The sequence below is a fragment of the Bradyrhizobium sp. LB14.3 genome, assembly GCF_040547985.1.
Taxonomy (GTDB): domain Bacteria; phylum Pseudomonadota; class Alphaproteobacteria; order Rhizobiales; family Xanthobacteraceae; genus Bradyrhizobium.
In genome coordinates, this window is the sequence record NZ_JBEPQT010000013.1 from 167,258 (window position 1) to 185,974 (window position 18,717).

At 64.7% G+C, this 18,717-nt stretch carries 14 protein-coding genes; 6 read left to right on the forward strand and 8 right to left on the reverse strand.

The window, feature by feature from the left end; all coding sequences use genetic code 11:
* Window positions 1–81: 81 nt before the first annotated feature.
* Window positions 82–2,529, reverse strand: a complete 2,448-nt coding sequence (locus ABIB00_RS23360; RefSeq protein WP_354105998.1) for an adenylate/guanylate cyclase domain-containing protein — start codon at window positions 2,527–2,529, stop codon at window positions 82–84.
* 250 nt (window positions 2,530–2,779) lie between these two features.
* A complete protein-coding gene (locus ABIB00_RS23365) occupies window positions 2,780–4,846 on the reverse strand; it encodes an AsmA family protein (RefSeq protein WP_354105999.1) in 2,067 nt (688 codons plus the stop codon).
* Window positions 4,847–5,106: 260 nt separating this feature from the next.
* Here ABIB00_RS23365 and ABIB00_RS23370 point away from each other — a divergent pair, with 260 nt between their 5' ends.
* A complete protein-coding gene (locus ABIB00_RS23370; protein WP_247345109.1) occupies window positions 5,107–5,781 on the forward strand; it encodes a Crp/Fnr family transcriptional regulator in 675 nt (224 codons plus the stop codon).
* A gap of 11 nt (window positions 5,782–5,792) precedes the next feature.
* Here the strand turns inward: ABIB00_RS23370 and ABIB00_RS23375 are convergent, their stop codons facing one another.
* The 5 genes from ABIB00_RS23375 to ABIB00_RS23395 form a co-directional block, all read right to left on the reverse strand.
* Entirely contained in the window at window positions 5,793–6,032 is a 240-nt protein-coding gene (locus tag ABIB00_RS23375; protein WP_354106000.1) for a DUF433 domain-containing protein, read from the reverse strand.
* A gap of 64 nt (window positions 6,033–6,096) precedes the next feature.
* The gene (locus ABIB00_RS23380; RefSeq protein ID WP_354106001.1) at window positions 6,097–9,246 is read right to left on the reverse strand and encodes an efflux RND transporter permease subunit; all 3,150 of its coding nucleotides are present in this window, start codon (window positions 9,244–9,246) and stop codon (window positions 6,097–6,099) included.
* Window positions 9,246–10,175, reverse strand: coding sequence for an RND family efflux transporter (locus ABIB00_RS23385; RefSeq protein ID WP_247345100.1), 930 nt, complete (start codon window positions 10,173–10,175; stop codon window positions 9,246–9,248). Before ABIB00_RS23385 ends, ABIB00_RS23380 begins: the two co-directional genes overlap by 1 nt.
* Before the next feature lie 158 nt (window positions 10,176–10,333).
* On the reverse strand, window positions 10,334–11,005 hold the full coding sequence (locus ABIB00_RS23390) for an OmpA family protein (RefSeq protein ID WP_354106002.1): 672 nt from the start codon (window positions 11,003–11,005) through the stop codon (window positions 10,334–10,336).
* 143 nt (window positions 11,006–11,148) lie between these two features.
* Window positions 11,149–12,648 carry a caspase family protein gene (locus tag ABIB00_RS23395; RefSeq protein WP_354106003.1) on the reverse strand — a complete coding sequence of 500 codons (1,500 nt, stop codon included), beginning with the start codon at window positions 12,646–12,648 and terminating at the stop codon, window positions 11,149–11,151.
* Window positions 12,649–13,021: 373 nt separating this feature from the next.
* On the opposite strand from ABIB00_RS23395, the gene ABIB00_RS23400 reads away from it, so the two are divergent.
* A complete protein-coding gene (locus ABIB00_RS23400; protein ID WP_354106004.1) occupies window positions 13,022–13,828 on the forward strand; it encodes an N-acyl homoserine lactonase family protein in 807 nt (268 codons plus the stop codon).
* Here the strand turns inward: ABIB00_RS23400 and ABIB00_RS23405 are convergent, their stop codons facing one another.
* Window positions 13,829–14,371 (reverse strand): MarR family winged helix-turn-helix transcriptional regulator, encoded by a 543-nt coding sequence (locus ABIB00_RS23405; RefSeq protein ID WP_354106005.1) that lies wholly within the window; start codon window positions 14,369–14,371, stop codon window positions 13,829–13,831.
* Between the two features lie 110 nt (window positions 14,372–14,481).
* On the opposite strand from ABIB00_RS23405, the gene ABIB00_RS23410 reads away from it, so the two are divergent.
* Genes ABIB00_RS23410 through hmgA form a run of 4 tightly spaced genes read left to right on the forward strand, consistent with a single transcriptional unit; the run spans window position 14,482 to window position 18,684 of the window.
* Entirely contained in the window at window positions 14,482–16,125 is a 1,644-nt protein-coding gene (locus ABIB00_RS23410) for an FAD-dependent oxidoreductase (protein WP_354106006.1), read from the forward strand.
* An 8-nt stretch (window positions 16,126–16,133) separates the two neighbouring features.
* Window positions 16,134–16,358, forward strand: coding sequence for a DUF2783 domain-containing protein (locus tag ABIB00_RS23415; protein ID WP_354049690.1), 225 nt, complete (start codon window positions 16,134–16,136; stop codon window positions 16,356–16,358).
* A 23-nt stretch (window positions 16,359–16,381) separates the two neighbouring features.
* Window positions 16,382–17,335 carry an MBL fold metallo-hydrolase gene (locus ABIB00_RS23420; RefSeq protein ID WP_354106007.1) on the forward strand — a complete coding sequence of 318 codons (954 nt, stop codon included), beginning with the start codon at window positions 16,382–16,384 and terminating at the stop codon, window positions 17,333–17,335.
* A gap of 2 nt (window positions 17,336–17,337) precedes the next feature.
* Complete coding sequence (gene hmgA, locus ABIB00_RS23425) at window positions 17,338–18,684, forward strand: homogentisate 1,2-dioxygenase (protein WP_354106008.1); 1,347 nt, start codon at window positions 17,338–17,340, stop codon at window positions 18,682–18,684.
* Window positions 18,685–18,717: the final 33 nt, after the last annotated feature.

Consider the following 18,717-nt stretch of genomic DNA (forward strand, 5'->3'; position numbering starts at 1 on the left):
TTCCGTACTCGCGTAAGTCATTGATCTTGCAGCCCCCGGCTACTGTGCATGGGGTTGTTTTCGACATTTGTGTTTTGAGGGCTACCCACGCCGCCTTGCGGCCGCCGCATCCACCACGTTCTCCACCTCCTCGCGCCACGACAGGATCTCCATCGCGAGCACGGGGTGATTGAAGCCTTTGAGCACGAGATCGTCGAGCGCGCGGGCTTCGACCCAGGGCTCGACCATGCCGTAGACGCGGCGGCTGACCACGACCTGCCCGGCCTTGGCCTCGTCGCAGAGGCGGGAGGAGAGATTGGTGACGCTGCCGATCGCGGCATATTCCAGCCGCTGCTCGAAGCCGATCTGGCCGAGCGTGGCGTAGCCCATGGCGACGCCGACGCCGAAGCCGAGCGAGTGGCCGCGGTTCTTCCATTTCTCGGTCAATTGGCCAATCACGTCGCGCATCTCGACCGCCATCTTGACCGCGCGCTTGGTGTGGTCGGCGAATTGAATCGGCGCGTTGAACAGGATCATCACGCCGTCGCCGGCAAAGCGGTCGAGCGTTCCTTCGTAGCGGTGGATCAGCTCGCCGAGTGCCGCGTGATATTCGCGCAGCACGTTCATCGCCTCTTCCGGCTCGGTCGCCTCCGTGAATGATGTGAAGCCGCGCAAATCGCAGAACACGACGGTGACTTCGCGGCGGTGGCTGTCGAGCAGCGCGTCGTGGCCATCGGACGAGGCGATCAGCTGCGCCACTTGCGGGGCGAGGAAACGTTCGAGCCGCTTGATGCGGCCGATCTCGCCGAGTTGTTTCTCGACGCGCTCCTCCAGCGAGCGGTTCCAGTTGCGCAGCTGCTCGGTCTGCTCCTGGAGCTTTGCCGCTTGCTGTTGCACGGTTTCGTGCGCAGCGGCGAGCTCGCGGCCCTTGTGGTCGACCTCGGTGAACAGCCGCGCGTTACGCATCGCGAGCACCGCCTGGTTGGCAAAGGTGCGCATCAGGCCGATGATGCTGGCGGCGAACTCGCCGCTGGCGCGGCGCAGCACCACCAGCGAGCCGAGCGTGCCCTGCTGGTCCACCAGCGGCACCACCAGCACTGAATGGAAGCCGGCATCGATCGCGACGTCGCGCAGCGGTTGCCCGGCGGCCTGGTCGAGATCGGCGATCGCGATCGGTTCGCCGCTCCCGGCCGCATCGCTCAGGATGTTCTGGCCTTCGTCGATCGTGACATGGGCGCCGTCGGCGGATTTGTCGATGCCGTTGGCCTCGACCAGATTGAAGCGGCGCGCCTGCGCGTCATAGCCGTAGATCAGCACGGCATCGGCGTGGGTGATCTCGATCGCGCGCGCGGCGATCGTCGGCAGCACGGCGTTAAGATCGAGCGAGGCCGCGACCGCGCGGCCGACCTCTTCCAGCACCTTGAGCTCGTTGATCGACTGCGCGAGATCGCGGGTGCGCTCCTCGACCTTGGTCTCCAGGTCCGAATAGGTCTCCTGGATCTGGCCGGCCATGCGGTTGAACTGGCCGGCGAGGTCTTCCAGCTCGTCGGAGGTGTGCACGTCGATGCGATGGCTGAAATCGCCCTCGCCGAGCTTGTGCGCGCCGTCGCGCAGCGCCGTGATCGGAATGATCATGCGGCGGGCGAGCAGCGTGCCGGCGAGGATCGCGACCAGCAGGCCCATGCCGATCAGCAGCGCGATGCGCACCAGCTGGTCGCGGATCGGCATCAGGGCCTGCGTGGTCGGCTGCTCGAACATCACGCTCCAGCCGAGCTTCGGCACGGTGCTCGCGGCGCTCATCACCGCATGGCCGTTGAAGTCGGTGCCCGAATTGTCGGGCTCGTGGCCCGGCGCGACCGCGGCCGCCACCTGCGGCAGCTTCGACAAATCCTTGCCGACATCAAGTCCCTTCGACGACGTCGCCAGAACGCGGCCGCGCGGATCGACCACATAGGCGAAGGCCGCCTTGCCGACCTGGGCGTCGGTGAGGTACTCGGAAAGAAAGCTGAGGTCGAGCTCGGCCACGGTCACGCCGGCGTTGAAACCGGAATGCGCCACCGAGATCGACATGAACGGCGTCCGGTCGGAGAACCACGCCGGCGCGTAGCTGACGCCGCGGGCGACGGCGTCGGTGAAGCGCATGTCGCGGGAGAGGTCGGCATTGCTGCCGGTCGTGGTCGACTGGCGCGAGACGCGCAGCACCTCGCGGCCCTCGCCGTTGAGTTGGAACAGCTGGTTGACGACCGAGACCTGGTGCAGCAGCTGGGCGTAGTCGGCGCGGCGCTTCTCGAGCGTGTCCTGGCTCGCCCGCGTCACCCAGCTGATCTGGCGCTCGAGCTCGGAGATCGACTGCTCGATCCGCCGCGCGGCAGCCTGCGCCTTATCCTCGAGACCGTCGGTCAGCTGTGTCTTGGTGGCGCGGTAGGAGATCCAGCTCTCCATCGCCCCGTTGACGGCGAGCACGAACACGACGAGGCCGACGAGAGAGACGACGTATTTGGCGAACAGGCCCTCGCGCAGAAACCGTGTCTTCTCGTTCGCTCCCGCCATCCCGATCCTCTCGCGCCGCCATCGACGCCGGCGCTACGGCCTGTACGGGCCCAGCGGTCCTTCTAGCATAATTTGCTAGCATAATTTGGACCGGACGACCGGTGGACCGGCAGGCTTGGTTACCCGCTGGGGACGCCGGTTTGGGCCGGACGGGTGGTGAATTGTCGCAGTCTCATCCGTTCGGATGAAGCAGGGTGAGACAAAGCCGAGGTAAGGGATTGGCGTGGAGTCCAGAGCGTTGGTCCGCCCATCATCGATTGAAGAGCTGCCGCAGCACGTCGTTCATCGGCTGGCTGTCCTGCTGTGCCGTCGGCGGGTCCTCCTGGGCGGGGGGCGCGGGGGATGCCTGCGGCGCCGGTGTCGATGGCGTTGCCGGCAGGCTGCGGCTGCGGCCGGTGGCCGTTCCGTTGCCCGTGCCGGTTGCCGCACCGCTGGAAAGTCCCTGCTGGATCAGATTGCCGATCGCCTCGCCCAAGGGGCCGCCGAGCGGATTGTTCTGTCCCGGCTGCTGGGTTTGCGGATTGGCATTGCCGGCTGCATTGCCGCCACCCGGCGCAGTCGTGCCGCCGAGACCAAGGCTGCCCAAAATATTGTCGAGCCCGGCGCCGTCGGGGCCGAACAGGCCCTTGCCCATCTCGCGCAGCTTGGCATAGGCAGTGTCGGGGTTGTCGAGCATGCCGGCCATGTCAGGGTAGATCCGCGGTTGCGACCAGCTGCCCTGGATCATCACGGGGATGCCGAAGCCGACCGGCTCGGAGGCGCGACCCTGGCCTTCGGTCGTCATCACCAGCTTCGGCTCGACGCGAAAGCCCATCATCTTGGTGTCGAGCGCGATGGTGCCGGCGCCGGTGAGTCGCACCAGTGGCCCGATCAGATTGAGATCGGTCGTCACCGCCTGACCCTTGTCGATGCGGAAGGACGCCGAGAGCTGCGACAGATCGGTGCTCTGCTCCTGGCTGTTGTTCTGGTTGTCCTGCCAGCCGGACAGCGTGCCCGACGTCAGCGAGCGGATCATCTGCGCGACGTTGATGCCCCGGATGGCGCCGTCCTGGAAAGTGACGAAAGCGGTGCCCTGCATGTTCGCCATCAAGGCGCGTTGGCTGGTGCCGGCGCTGCGCAGCGCGAGCTTGGCCTGCAGCTTGCCGTCGATCCGGTCGAATTCGGCAAGGCCCTGCAGCAGCGGCAGCGCGCGCACGCCGGTGAGGTCGGAATGCATGGCGAAGCTCGGCGCGCCGCTGGTCGCATCCAGGATCACTTCGCCCGAGACCTGGCCGCCATAGGCGCCGAGATTGGCGGTGCCGGCCTTCAGTACGCCGCCGGCGAGCTTTGCATCGATCGCCAGCGGCGCGAGGCGCGCATCGCCGATGACGGCCTCGTGCGCCGAGATCCTGATTTGCGCATCGACATAATTGAGCCCGGACACGTCGATCGGCGCATCGCTCCAGGGCTGTCCGGACGCGCCTTCCGGCGATTTCGCCAGCGGGATCGCGAGCCGCTGGAAGTCGAGATCGACCTTGACCAGAGGCTTGCTCGCGATATCGACCGAGGCCCAGCCGTTGAAGGCGCCATCGCCGAGCGTGCCGTTCACGCCGTTGATCATCACGACATCGCCGTTGAGCCGCATCTCGGCGTGACCTGCGAGCTGGGACTTCAGCACGTCGGGCATGTCGATGGCGAAATCCACCGGAATGGTCGGCCGGTCGGCGGGCGGCGCCGGCGTCGTCGCCTTGATGTCGAATTTGGTCGGGTGATCGCCGACCCGCGCGGTGCCGGTGATATTGATCTTGCGGTCGCGATCGACGATCGCATCGGCATTGATGGCGCTGATGCGGCTCTCGACGCGGTCGCGCACGCGCGCGAATGCGATCTCGCCATCGGTGACTTTGACGCGGTCGATGGCGGCGCCATCCGTATCGAGCGCGATCGGCTTCGACGCGCCGCCGGCATTCGGCAGGCGCTCACGCAGCAGCGGCTGGTAGAGCACGGGATGGGTGACGACGAGCTCGCTGATCTTCGGGCGGCCCGACCAAACGCTCGAGAGCGACATGTCGGCCTGCACGCTGTCGATGGTCAGGCGCGTGATGCCGCTGCGGTCCTTGGGATCGGCAAGCGTGAGGTCGTTCAGCGTCACGTTCAGCGTCGGCCACAGGCTGATCCTGGTGGTGCCGTCGATCGACAGGCGATAGCCGGTCGCGCTCTCCACCCGCGAGGCAATCGTCGAGGTCAGGAAGCCCGAGGGGATCCCGACCACCAGCAGGAGTGCGATCACGATGATGACGGCGGCCACCGCAGCGCCGGCGAATTTCACTGCTCTCATATCGGCTTTCCAGCGACGGACAATCGGCGTCGAATCCGGCAGATGACCGTCATTTGCACCCGTCCTTTGCGCCTGAGTTTATCCCGGGACGGGAAGCGGCTCCAAGCGCGTAAAAATAGTCTTGGGGTGCTGCAAAGTTATGTGACTTATGACACACTTCCCGGGCGCGGTTTTACGCGACCTGATGTTGATGGTTCCATGCGATTTGCCAAGGAAACGGGCCAGGGACAATGGCCACGGAAATTCACAAGGACATTGAAATGAGCAAGCAGGCCGAATTTGCGGTCATCCTGAAGATGAACGCGATGTTTGCCGATCTCGGCGCAGACGAGCTCCAGCGGCTGTCGAATCTCTGCCACACCCAGCATCTGGGGAACGGCGAGGTGCTATTCCAGAAGGGCGATGGCGGCGACGCGCTGTTCGGCGTACGTCGAGGCCAGGTCCGTATCGAGACCGGCTCCTCCGACGGCAGTCGGCTGACGCTGAACTTCATGGGGCCGGGTGACCTGTTCGGCGAGGTCGCGGTGCTGGACGGCCAGAGCCGCACCGCCGATGCGACCGCGGGCGAAGCCAGCGAGCTGTTCGTGCTGCGGCGCGAAGACTTTCTCGCTTTCCTCGAACGCGAGCCGAAGGTCGGGATCAAGATCATCGCGCTGCTGTGCCAGCGCATCCGCTGGCAGAGCGAGCGCATGGAAGAGTCCATGCTCCAGCCGCTGCCGGTTCGCCTCGCGCGGCGCCTCTGCGCGCTCGCCGCCGATTTCGGCTCGGAGGTGCACATCTCGCAGGAGCAGCTCGGCGTCTTCGTCGGTGCCGCGCGCGAGAGCGTCAACCGCCAGCTTCAGGCCTGGCGCAAGGAAGCGATCCTCGATCTCCAGCGCGGCCGCATCCTGCTGAGGAACATGACCAAGCTGACGGCGATCGCGCGGAACGAGTAAGTCGAGCGACTTCACTTCGCTTGGAAGGTACGAGGGAGATCGGCGGCTGTGTCCTCTGCGAGGGAGGCCGCGTATCGCAACGCCTCATCAATATCCTCACGCTCCAGATACGGGTAGTCATTGAGGATGGATTCGCGCGTCTCGCCGACTGCCAGCAGGCCGAGCAATCGTGCGACTGGAAACCGCAGCCCGCGAATGCAGGCTTTGCCAGTGCAGCAGGCTGGGTCCATCGTGATACGCACAAAAGCCATGTCGTAAGCTAACGCGCGCGACCGACTTGTGCCAGCGCGCGCCTCTGACCCGCCTTTTCGGAATCTACTCCGCTGCGGGGTGCGCGATGCCCTTCGGCACCGGCGCTGCCTCTGCCGGCGCAGCGCCGTGATGGCCGGCGCCCTCCGCATCCTCGCTGTGCACGACCAGGCGCTTGCCGAAGCGCCAGATCAGGGCGCCGAGATCGTCCATCACCATGAACATCGCGGGCACGAACACCAGCGACAGGATGGTCGAGAAGATCAGGCCGCCGATCACCGCGAGCGCCATTGGCGAGCGGAACTCGCCGCCGGCGCCGACCGCGAGTGCGCTTGGCATCATGCCGGCGGCCATCGCGATCGTGGTCATCACGATCGGGCGTGCGCGTTTCATGCCTGCGTCGATCATGGCTTCTTCACGCGGTGTGCCGGCGCGAATGGACTCGATGGCGAATTCCACCAGCATGATCGCGTTCTTGGTGACGATGCCCATCAGCATCAGGATGCCGATCCACACCGGTGTCGTGAGCTGCTTGCCGGTGATCAGCAGGGCCGCGATCGCGCCGCCGATCGAGAGCGGCAGCGAGAACAGAATGGTGATCGGCTGCAGGAAGGTGCCGAACAGCAGCACCAGCACAGCGTAGACCATCATCAGACCCGCAGTGATCGCGGTGGCAAAGCCTTCGGACAGTTCATTCAGGCTTTCGGCATCGCCGGAGGGTGACACCTTCACGCCCTTCGGCCGGCTCTTCATGACCGGCAGGTCGTAGATCTTCTTGGTGGCGTCGCCGAGCGCGGCGGAGCCGACGAGATCGGCCGCGACAGTCGCCTGTCGCTCGCGATCGTAACGGTTGATGCTGGTCGGACCCTGGTCGAGCTTGACGTCGGCGATGACGGAGAGCGGCACGCCGCCCTTCTCGCCATGCTCGCCGAGCGGCACGCGGAGCTGCTCGAGCGTCTTGAGATTGCCGCGCGCGGCATCCTCGAGCTGCACGCGGATCGGCACCAGACGATCGCCGACGTCGAATTTGGCGAGCGCCGGCCCGACGTCGCCGATGGTGGCGACGCGGATGGTTTGCGACAGGCTTTCGGTCGAGACGCCGAGCCGTGCGGCGAGATCGGCGCGCGGCTCGACGCGCAGCTCGGGCCGCTCCAGCGTGGTTTCCGAGATCACGTTGGAGATGGTCGGAATCCGCTTCATCTGCGTCGCGAGCTCGCTGGCGACGTTGTTGACGATGTTGGCGTCTGCGCCGGTCACGACCAGCGAGATGGCGCGCAGGCCGTTCTCGTCGAGGAACCAGAAGCGGATGTCTGGAATGTTCTCCAGCTCCTGGCTGATCGAGAATTCAAGCTCGCGCTGGGTGATGTCGCGGCTGTCCTTGGGCGTGTAGTTGATGATCAAAGCGGCGCGCCGGACTTCCTGGGTGCCCGGTGGAACGCGCCCGCCGTCGACGAAGATGCTCTTCACCTCAGGCCGCTTGCGCAGCCGCGCGACGATGTCTTCGGTGACTTTTTCGGTGTAGGCGAGCTGCGTGCCCGGCGGCAGCTCGAGGGCAACCAGTGAGCGCGAGCTGTCCTGCGCCGGCAGAAAACCCTGCGGCAGCAGCGTAATGCTCCAGATCGAGGCGGCGAAGACGCCGAAGCCGACCAGCACCGTGATGAAATAGTGCTTCACCGACCACGCCACGATCCTGTGATAGGACCGCAGCACGCGGCCGGGCGGCGGCTCTTGGTGATTGCCATGTTTGAGGAAGTAGGCGGCGAGCACCGGCGTGACGAAGCGCGCCGCGAGCAGCGAGAAGAACACCTGCACCGAGACGGTGATGCCGAATTGCTTGAAGAACTGTCCGGCGATGCCCGACATGAAACTCGCGGGTGCGAAGATCGCGATGATCGTCAGCGAGATCGCAATCACCGCGAGGCCGATCTCGTCGGCGGCTTCGAGGGCGGCACGATAGGGCGACTTGCCCATGTTCATGTGCCTGACGATGTTCTCGATCTCGACGATGGCGTCGTCGACCAGAATACCTGTCGACAGCGTGATGGCGAGGAAGCTGACGAGGTTCAGCGAGAAGCCGAGCAGGTCCATCGCCCAGAACGCCGGGAAGATCGACAACGGCAGCGAGATCGCGGCGATGATGGTGGCGCGCAGGTCGCGCAGGAACAACAGCACGATGATGACGGCGAGGATGGCGCCTTCGAACAGCGTCGAGATCGCCGCGTGGTAATTGCCGTTGGTATATTCGACCGAAGTGTCGATCACCTTCAGGTCGACGTCGGGATAGGTGGCCTTGAGCGAGTCGATGCGCTTCTGCACGGCCTCGGCCACCTTCACGTCGCTGGCACCCTTGGAGCGCTTGATGCCAAGCGCAACGATCGGCTCGCCGTTGAAGCGGGCGAAGGTGCGGCGGTCGGCGATGGTGTCGGTCACGGTGCCGAGATCGTCGAGTCGGACCTCGCCGCCGCCGAACAGCGGAATCATGGTGCCTGCGAGGTCGCTCAGCGTCTTGGCGCCGGCGAGGGTGCGGATCGCCTGGTCGTTCTTGCCGATCTCGGCGCGGCCGCCGGCGACGTCGACATTGGTGCCGCGCAGGCTCTGGCTGACATTGACGGCAGTCAGCCCCATCGACTGCAGGCGGTCGGGATCGAGCGAGACCAGGATCTCGCGCTCGACACCGCCGATGCGCTCGACCTGGGCGACGCCGCGCACGCCCTGCAGCGCGCGCTTGACCACGTCGTCGACGAAATAGGAGAGCTGTTCCGGCGTCTTGCCGGGCGAGATCGCGGCGTAGGTGACGATCGGCAGGCCGATGACATCGACGCGCTGGATCAGCGGTTCGGTGACGTTCTGCGGCAGGTTGGAGCGCACGCGCGTCACCGCGTCCTTGACGTCGTTGAGCGCGCGGTCGGTGTTGGTCTCCAGCGCGAACTGGATGGTCGTCACCGACAGGCCGTCGGTGATCTGCGAGGTGATGTGCCTGACGCCTTCGACACCGGAGACGGCGTCTTCAACGGTCTTGGTGACCTGGGATTCAAGCTCGGCGGGTGCGGCGCCAAACTGCGATACCGCGACCGAGATCACGGGGATGTCGGCGGAGGGCAGCCGTGTCACCGCGAGCTTGGTGAAGGACACCCAGCCGAGGATCAGGAGGATGACGGAAAAGACCACCGACGGCAGCGGATTGCGGATCGACCATGCCGAGATATTGAGAGCCATCAGCGTACCCGCGTGCGATCGAGTTCATCGGCGAACATGGTCTTGATCTGGTCGCCGTCATGCAGCGAAGAGCCGGCGTCGGCCACGACGATTTCGCCGACGTCGAGGCCTTGCAGGATTTCCGTGGCGCTGTCGGACGACAGTCCGACTCGTACCTTGCGCGTCTCGACGATGTTGCCTTTGACGACCTGCACGGTGAGATGGTCGATCGCGGTCTTGGGAACCGCGACGCCGCAGCTTCGCTTGGCATCGATCGAGGCGCGGGCGAACACGCCGACTTTCAGCGAGGGATTGTTGGTGACGCTGATGCGAACGCGCCCGAGCTGGGTAGTGCGATCGATTTCGGGCGCCACCAGCCTGACTCGCCCGATCAAATCGGGCGAGTCGTCGCGGCTGATGCGCACGGTCGCGCCGGCGCTGAGCTTGGGCATGTGCACCGCCGGGACCTGCGCGTCGAGCTCGATCTCGTTGTTGACGGCGATGCGGAACATCGGACCGGCCTGCGGCGAGGCCGGCGCACCGACGATGGTGCGGACCTCGGTGACGAGGCCCGGCGCAGAGGCCTTCAGCGAGACCGGACCCTGCGGGCCGGGCCGCTGCGGCTGGCCCGGGATCTGGGGCGGGGCCGTCAGGCGCGCCAGCTCCTGATTGTCGGTGACCAGCGTGCCTTCGGTGACGAAGAGGTCGGTGACCCTGGATCCCTCCTGATCGGCGACGACCACGGCTTCGCGGCGCGGCACGAAGAAGCCGGTCACCCGGACCAGGTCGGAGAAGCAGGCATTGGTCGACTTCGTCACGATGACCAGCGCCTCGCTCGGCGTTTCCTTGGCCTCGGGGCGATGCCGGTGCTCGAACAGATAATAGCCGACACCGAGCGCAACGACGAAGACCACCGTTCCGGCCGGCTTGAGATATTCGGAGAGATTCATCGCCGGATCGTCCTGGCCTGGCTCACGGCCATCCGCACTCGGCCCATAGAGAGCGTTTCCCTGAAATAAAGCAGCGTCCCGCAAGGCTGCGGGACGCGCTCTGGAAGCGAGACTTTACACCACATCACGACTTGTCACTTCAAAGGATTACGTCGTGGTCACTTCGATGCGGTGGTCTTGTTTTCCATGTTGACGACCTGCACGCGACGATTGACCTCCGCCATCGGCTGGGCCGGGTCCTTCAGCTTGCTCTTGCCGTAGCCGACGGTGACGAGGTCGGTTGCGGAGATGCTGTACTTGTCGACCAGATAGCGCTTGATCGAATCCGCGCGGCGCTCCGACAGTTCCTGATTATAGGCCTCGCCGCCGGCGGCGTCGGTGTGGCCAGCGACCACGAAGGTCGAGCCTTTCAGGTCGGGGCTGGTCAGCGCGCGGCCGAGCGCCTGTACCGAGGCAACCGATTTGGCGCTGATATTGGCCGAGTTGTAGTCGAACGTGATTTCCAGATCGATGTTCGGCTTGTCCTTGGCCACCGACGCGATTTCTTCACGCTCGGTCGACGACAGCGAACGCGTCGAGCGGCCGCGTACGGACTGGATCAGCTTGGTCTCCGCCGCACCCGGTGCGGGATCGGCCTGCGGAGCGATCGAAAGGCCGCGGGTCAGCGGCTTTTTCGGCGGCGGCGCCAGCGCGCGGACGATCTCGTCATCCGTGACGTTCTTGCTGTTGCCGTCGTCGCCCGCGAATGCCAGCGGGATCGTCAGCGACAGCGCGGCGCCAACGGCGATAATGGACAGGATTGCGGTAAGTCCCTTTGCAGCCAATCTCATAGCAAGTCCCTCCTGAGCAGCCAGCTCGCGCGGTTCCAAAATCCCTGCAATAAGCCCCCCAAAGGCGGCCTGCGGCATCCGTCCGATTAGTCTTCGCCGGGCCGCCGAGGGTTCGAGGCACGTCGGCCTCGATTTAAAAAATATCAACGCACTCCGTAACTTGCGAATTCCTGAACAATGTTCGGGTCCATCGCTTTGGCATTGGCGATGTCGAGCGCACCTTCCTGGGCCGAGCCGTTGCGCTGCTTGGCGATCCCGCGTCCGAACAGCGAGGAAGTCAGGCGCGGATTGATCCTCAGGGCCGCGTCGAAATCAGCGATGGCGTTCTTGGCCGCTCCCGATTTCAAATTGACGAGCCCCCGGCTGTCCAGCGCGTCGACGAAGTTCGGTCGCAGCCGCAGGGCCTCGTTGCAATCCTTCAGCCCGCCCTGGAGGTCGCCGACCACGGTGCGCGTCCAGCAGCGGTTGTTCAGAGCCTCGACGTCCTTCGGGTTGATCCGGAGCGACTCGTCAAAATCCTTGATGGCGAGGTTATAGGCGCCCTTGCTGGCATAGACTTGGCCGCGCCGGTAAAGCGCGTTCACGTCGTCCGGATTGGCCGCGATCCTGGCCGTCAGGCCCTTGATGGTGGGGTCCTCCGCCAGCACGGCCGCACTCGGCCCGCTATCCATGCTCGGAGCGGTGATGGGATCGGCCGGTTTCACCGGCGGTGGGGGAGGCGGCAAGGCGGCGTCGACCTGCGGCTTCGGTGACGGAGCAGCCGTCGTGTCGGCCGGTTTCGGCAGCACAGGTGGCGGTGGCGCAGGCGGAGCCGGCGGCGGGTTGTTGGCGACGACCGGCGGCGGAGCGGGAGCCGCGGGCGGCGTCGTCGTTGTCGGACGCGATCCGCCGGCCCCCGGAATGAACGAGAAATCTTCGGCCAGTGAAGAGGATATCCACGGCACCTGCTCGCCGCGCGAGGCGCGGGTGACGCCCATCTTGGTGCGGTTCAGCGTCTCCTCGGCCATCAGGTCGGGGACGCGGATTTCCTTGAGGAGTTCCTGGACGAACAGGCTGTGCTCGCCGCCGGCATCCGACACCACCGAGGCCAGTGCCGCCGAATACATCACCAGCGTTCCGTTCGGCGCGATAACAGGGGTGAGGCCGGCCGAGAAGCTACGGAACCGGCGCTCGAACGGGTTGCGCCTGGAAGCATCGATGAGCGCGATCTTGACGCCGGCGCCGCGGGTGTTGAGCTCGCCAAGCACGGTTTCGAGGCTGATGCCGTCGCGGCGCACGTCGGATTCGGTCCAGATCTGCGCATCGATCGGCAGCAAATAGCTCTGCCGCGCCGACTGGATGCCGAATCCGCTGAAGAACACCAGTGCCACCGCCCCCGGCTTGATCTTGCCGTACAGCTTGTCGAAGGCGCGGCGCATGCCGTCGCCGGTCAGGTTCTCATTGATCTCGACGGAAAAGCCATCGCGCTTGAGCTCGTCGGCGACGTCGCGCGCGTCGTTGAGCGGTTCCTTCAGTGGGGTGTCGGCGTCCGGATATTTGGCGTTGCCTATGACCAGCGCAAAGCGATCGCCGGCCGCAAGCGACGGTGCGGTCGGTATGAGCGACACGAGCAAGGGCAGAAGCAAAAGGAAGCGAATTTTCATAATCAGCGCGGTCCAGCCAAAAAGGCGCCGTTACCAGCTTGCGCCGCGGCGACCTTAACTTACGCAATGTGCATTATCAAACCGGGGAAGGGAGGCGTCAACTGCTTGCAAATTCGGCGGTATCGCGACAATTGACCGCGACGCATGGGCACGTTGCGGGGGAATAAACGGGCAGTCACGATTCCACTCGATGCATTCTGGTTGCCGTTACGGCTGCATGTTAGGGCGGTCATGGCGACAACAATGTGATTGGTCTCACATTGCCGACCGGCGTCCATCGCAACCTCCGATGTTTGACCTTTGCGGCGGACAATGGCTTGGTGCCATCGATCGCCCCTGAAGGTCCACCCAGAAAAAGAGCAAGATCAAAACCATGGGAAACTCCTACGAAATCTACGCACTGCGCTATGCGACGATGTCGCCGCGAACCCCCAATATGAACTTCCTTGCGCCCGATCCGCATGACAGCGCAGCGCAGGATCTCGACTATTTCGTCTGGCTGATCCGCGGTGGCGGCCGCGACATCCTGGTCGATACCGGTTTCAATGCCGAGGAAGCGACCGCGCGGGCGCGCAAGCTCACGCTCAATCCGGTCGATGCGCTGGAGCGCTTTGGTGTCGCGGCATCGAGCATCCGCGACATCATCGTGACACATCTGCATTACGACCACGCCGGCAATCTCGACCGCTTCCCGAACGCGCGCTTCCATCTCCAGGAGCGCGAGATGGCTTACGCGACGGGCCGCTGCATGTGCAACGGACTGCTGCGACATCCGTTCTCGGTCGAGCACGTCACGCAGATGGTCCGCCATGTCTATGGCGAGCGCGTCAATTTCTATTCCGGCGACGGCGAGGTCGCGCCCGGCGTCACTGTGCACCGCGTCGGCGGCCATTCGGACGGCTTGCAGGTGGTGAGGGTCGAGACCGCGCGCGGGCCGGTGGTGCTGGCGTCCGATGCCGCGCATTATTACGCCAACCTCCAGCGCCGGAGCCCTTTTCCGATCGTCTACAACATCGGCGACATGGCGCAGGGCTGGGAGATGATTGAGCGGCTCGCCGGCCATCCCGACCGGTTCATCCCCGGCCACGACCCGATCGTGACCGAGATCTATCCGCGCGCCAGCGACAAGGTCGATGTCTGGGCGCTGCATTTGCCGCCGTCGCGGTCGTTTGCGAAGTGATCAATACGCCTGCTTGGCGTCGGCCTCTTCGCTGGTCTGGATCAGGTCGAGGCTCTGTTCGATCTTGCCGAGCAGCGCTGAGAATTGCTTGCGCTCCTGCGCGGTGAGGCAGGCGAGGATCTCGTCTTCCCGCCGCAGCAATTGCGGGAACAGCTCCTCGTACAGCGCGCGACCCTTCTTGGTCAGCTGCAGGCGGAATTCGCGGCGGTCGGATTCGTTCTCGACGCGCTCGATCAACCCCTGGTGCAGCAGCATGGTCACCGCGCGGCTGATGGTGGATTTATGCGTGCGGGTGCATTGCGCGACGTATTGCGCGCTGCAGGCATCGTTGCGGAAGCCGAGCGTCGCGATCACGCGCCAGGCCGGGATATCGAGGCCGTGACGTTCCTGATATTCGACCGAAAGCGCGGCACTGACCTCCGCCGCGAGCCGGTTCAACCGGAACGGCGCGAACTTGAACAGGTCGAGCCGTGTTTGTGGAATGGGCAAAGCCTCCTCGGCCACCCGTGTCTTCAGCGCGATGTCGCTGGATGTCCTCGCCAAGGAGAGCGCTCCGAATTCCAGTTGACGGCCGGCCGGCACCGGTCCAAAATGGTTGCACGTGAGACTATCTAGCAGATCAGTCCTCTCCTGACCAGAGCCGAGGTTAGCGCATGGCGCAAGCCAAGACCCAGCAGGCCAAAACCCAGTTCGGCTATCGCCGCCACCCCGATCAGAATCGTCCCGGCCAGGGCCCGGCCGAGCATCCGGTCGTGATCGTTGGTGCTGGCCCGGTCGGGCTGTCGCTGGCGATCGACCTCGCCCAGCGCGGCCAGCGCGTCGTCCTCCTGGATGACGCCGATCGTATCGGCGAAGGCTCGCGCGCGATCTGCTTCTCGAAACGTTCGCTGGAATATTGGGACCGGCTCGGCGTCGGCGACCGCATGGTCGAGAAGGGCGTGGTCTGGAGCGTCGGCCGCATCTTCCACGGCGAGTCCCAGCTCTACCAGTTCAACCTGCTGCCGGAAGACGGTCACAAGCGGCCTGCCTTCATCAACCTCCAGCAATATTACGCGGAGGCCTACCTGGCCGATCGCGTGCAGGACCTCCCGGGCATCGATCTGCGCTGGCGCAACAAGGTGACGGCGCTGGAGCAACGCAACGATTCCGTCGTGCTGACCATCGAGACGCCGGAAGGCAATTATTACCTGCACGCACAATATGTCATCGCCTGCGACGGCGCGCGCTCCTCGCTGCGGCAGATGGTCGGCGCCGATTTCGCCGGCCAGGTATTCGAGGATCAGTTCCTGATCGCCGACGTCAAGATGACCGCGGAATTTCCGACCGAGCGCTGGTTCTGGTTCGATCCGCCGTTTCATGCGGGGCGTTCGGCGCTGTTGCACCGACAGCCCGACGATGTCTGGCGCATCGACCTCCAGCTCAGCCGCGACGCCGATCCTCTCATCGAGAAGAAGCCCGAGAACGTGCGGCCGCGGATCGCGCGCATGCTCGGCCACGACAAGTTCGAGTTCGAGTGGATCTCGCTCTACAAGTTCCAGTGCCGGCGGATGGACCGCTTCCTCCATGGCCGTGTGATTTTCGCGGGAGATTCCGCGCACCAGGTCTCGCCGTTCGGCGCGCGCGGCGCCAATTCCGGACTCGAGGACGCCGAAAACCTCGCCTGGAAGCTCGACCGCGTGCTGCGCGGGACCTCGCCCGCGAGCCTGCTCGAGAGCTATCATGTCGAGCGCAGTCTCGCTGCCGACGAGAACATCCGCGAATCCACCCGCTCGACCGATTTCATGGCGCCGAACACGCGCCAGGAGGGGCGGCTGCGCAAGGCGGTGCTGTCGCTGGCGAAAGAGACCGAGTTCGGCAAGCGCATGGTCAATGGCGGCAGGCTCTCAGTGCCGTGCAGCTATGACTCGCCGCTGTTGTCACCCGATGCGGATGCGTGGCGTGGTGGACCGCTCCCCGGCTGTTCGATGCTCGATGCCCCCGTTGCGACGCGCGCTGGCGAGCAAGCCTATTTGACGGATGCATTCCGTCAGGGCGGAACGGATTTCACGTTGCTGTCGTTCAGCAATGGCGCGGCGATTGAGGCGCCTGTTGGTGTGAAGGACATCTGTATCGGCGGTGAGGACGGGCTCGCGGATCCGGCGCGGCTCACCGCAAAGCGCTATGATGCGGAACCAGGCTCAGCCTACCTCCTAAGGCCGGACGGTTATGTCGCGGCGCGCTTTCGCCACCCGACGCGCGCTGGCGTCGCGGCAGCGCTATCGCGGGCCCAAGGCTTCAATGAGCAAGGCTTGAATTGAGGACTCGCATGCCGCTTTCCACCAGCTCCAACTTTGCGCGGCCCGACGACGCCTTTCGCGCCATCGTCGAGGCGCATCGTGGCTTCACCGACGAGCAAAGCGCTGATTTCGACGCGGCGCTGGTGCTGATCCTCGCCAATCATATCGGCGATATCGAGGTGCTGCGGGACGCGATTTTGCTCGCCAAGCGGCGCATGATCGACGGCCAGCAGCAACAGCAACAACAGCAATAACGAATGTCCAAAGGAACGAATTAATGGCGAAGAACTTCGCGTCCACCGGCGATCTCTCCGAGAAGAAGATCACCTTTTCCGAGATCGGCACCGATCTCTACGCCTTTACGGCGGAGGGCGACCCGAATACGGCAATCATCGTCGGTGACGACGGCTGCCTCGTGTTCGACGCGCAATCGACGCCGGCGATGGCCAACAAGGTGATCGAGCGCGTCCGTACCGTCACCGACAAGCCGATCAAATATGTCGTGCTGTCGCATTATCACGCCGTGCGCGTACTCGGCGCCTCCGCCTACAAGGCGCAGGGCATCGTCGCCTCGCAGGAGACTTACCGCCTGATCGAGGAGCGCGGCCAGCAGGATTGGGATTCCGAATATGGCCGCTTCCCGCGCCTGTTTCAGGACGCTTCGAGCATTCCCGGCCTGACCTGGCCGACGCTGACCTTCGAAGGCGAGATGTCGATCTATCTGGGCAAGCGCGAAGTGCGGCTGATGCAGCTTGGCGCCGGCCACACCTCGGGCGACATCGTCGCCTGGGTGCCCGATGCCGAGGTGATGTTCTCCGGCGATCTCATCGAATATCACTCGGCCTGCTATTGCGGCGACGCGCATTTGCGCGAATGGCCGCTGACGCTGAACGAGATCCGCAACTTCAATCCCAAGGCGATCGCGCCGGGCCGCGGTGATGCGCTCAACGGGGTCGCCACAGTGCGCGAAGCCATCGCGATGACGCGTGACTTTGTCACGTCGCTCTATGGCGCCGCGGAAATCTCGGTCGCCAAGGGCCGCACGCTGAAGGAATCGATGGCCGCGACGCGCGAGGTGATGGATCCGAAATTCCAGGGCTTCGCCATCTACGAGCACTGCCTGCCGTTCAATGTATCGCGCGCCTTCGACGAGGCCTCGGGGATCGACGATCCCGTGATCTGGACCGACAAGCGCGACCAGGAGATGTGGGCCGCCCTGCAAGGAGGATAGTCATGAACATCAACACCTCGCCCGATCAGGTCATTCGCAGCTCGGCCCAGGTCACGCCGGGCTACATGTCCGGCTTCGGCAACAGCTTTGAGACCGAGGCGCTGCCGGGCGCCCTTCCGATCGGGCGCAACTCGCCGCAGCGCTGCGCCTATGGCCTCTATGCCGAGCAGTTGTCCGGCTCTCCCTTCACCGCGCCGCGCGGCACCAATGAGCGGTCATGGCTCTATCGCATTCGCCCGTCGGTGAAACATTCGGGCCGTTTCGAGAAGGCCGATGTCGGCCTGTGGCGTTCGGCGCCGTGCCATGAACACGATCTGCCGATCGCGCAGTTGCGCTGGGACCCGGCCCCGATCCCGAAGGAGGACATGACTTTCCTTCAGGGCGTGCAGACCATGACCACGGCCGGCGACGTCAACACCCAGGCCGGCATGGCCGCGCATATCTATCTCATTACCAAGTCGATGGTGGACCAGCACTTCTACAATGCGGACGGCGAGCTGATGTTCGTGCTGCAGCAGGGCAATCTGCGCATCGTCACCGAGTTCGGCCGCATCGACGCCGAGCCTGGCGAGATCGTGGTGATCCCGCGCGGCGTCAAATTCCGCGTCGAGATTCCGAACGGGCCGGCGCGCGGCTATCTCTGCGAAAACTACGGCGGCGCCTTCACGCTGCCGGAGCGCGGGCCGATCGGCGCGAATTGCCTCGCCAATGCCCGCGACTTCATGACGCCGGTCGCGCACTACGAGGACAAGGACACACCGACCGAGCTTTTTGTGAAATGGGGCGGCTCGTTGTTCAAGACCCAGCTTGCCCATTCGCCGATCGACGTGGTCGCCTGGCACGGCAATTACGCGCCCTACAAATACGATCTGCGCACCTTCTCTCCCGTAGGCGCGATCGGCTTCGATCATCCCGATCCCTCGATCTTCACCGTGCTGACCTCGCCGTCGGAGACGGCGGGCACGGCGAATATCGATTTCGTGATCTTCCCCGAGCGCTGGCTGGTCGCCGACAACACCTTCCGCCCGCCCTGGTATCACATGAACATCATGAGCGAGTTCATGGGCTTGATCTACGGGGTCTACGACGCCAAGCCGCAGGGTTTCGTTCCGGGTGGCATCTCGCTGCACAATTGCATGCTGCCGCACGGTCCCGACCGCGACGCCTTCGAGCACGCCAGCAACGGCGAATTGAAGCCGGTGAAGCTCACGGGCACCATGGCCTTCATGTTCGAGACCCGCTACCCGCAACGCGTCACCGCGCATGCGGCGAATGCCGCGACGTTGCAGGACGACTACGCGGATTGCTGGAAGGGCCTCGCGAAGCGGTTCGATCCGAACAGGCCGTAGCGCCGCGCCACCCACTCCGTCGTCATGCCCGGG

Bases quoted from the DNA above. Each gene is read 5' to 3' on its own strand.
- ABIB00_RS23360 (WP_354105998.1), bottom strand. From the start codon at position 2,529: ATGGCGGGAGCGAACGAGAAGACACGGTTTCTGCGCGAGGGCCTGTTC.
- ABIB00_RS23365 (WP_354105999.1), bottom strand. From the start codon at position 4,846: ATGAGAGCAGTGAAATTCGCCGGCGCTGCGGTGGCCGCCGTCATCATC.
- ABIB00_RS23370 (WP_247345109.1), top strand. From the start codon at position 5,107: ATGAGCAAGCAGGCCGAATTTGCGGTCATCCTGAAGATGAACGCGATG.
- ABIB00_RS23375 (WP_354106000.1), bottom strand. From the start codon at position 6,032: ATGGCTTTTGTGCGTATCACGATGGACCCAGCCTGCTGCACTGGCAAA.
- ABIB00_RS23380 (WP_354106001.1), bottom strand. From the start codon at position 9,246: ATGGCTCTCAATATCTCGGCATGGTCGATCCGCAATCCGCTGCCGTCG.
- ABIB00_RS23385 (WP_247345100.1), bottom strand. From the start codon at position 10,175: ATGAATCTCTCCGAATATCTCAAGCCGGCCGGAACGGTGGTCTTCGTC.
- ABIB00_RS23390 (WP_354106002.1), bottom strand. From the start codon at position 11,005: ATGAGATTGGCTGCAAAGGGACTTACCGCAATCCTGTCCATTATCGCC.
- ABIB00_RS23395 (WP_354106003.1), bottom strand. From the start codon at position 12,648: ATGAAAATTCGCTTCCTTTTGCTTCTGCCCTTGCTCGTGTCGCTCATA.
- ABIB00_RS23400 (WP_354106004.1), top strand. From the start codon at position 13,022: ATGGGAAACTCCTACGAAATCTACGCACTGCGCTATGCGACGATGTCG.
- ABIB00_RS23410 (WP_354106006.1), top strand. From the start codon at position 14,482: ATGGCGCAAGCCAAGACCCAGCAGGCCAAAACCCAGTTCGGCTATCGC.
- ABIB00_RS23415 (WP_354049690.1), top strand. From the start codon at position 16,134: ATGCCGCTTTCCACCAGCTCCAACTTTGCGCGGCCCGACGACGCCTTT.
- ABIB00_RS23420 (WP_354106007.1), top strand. From the start codon at position 16,382: ATGGCGAAGAACTTCGCGTCCACCGGCGATCTCTCCGAGAAGAAGATC.
- hmgA (WP_354106008.1), top strand. From the start codon at position 17,338: ATGAACATCAACACCTCGCCCGATCAGGTCATTCGCAGCTCGGCCCAG.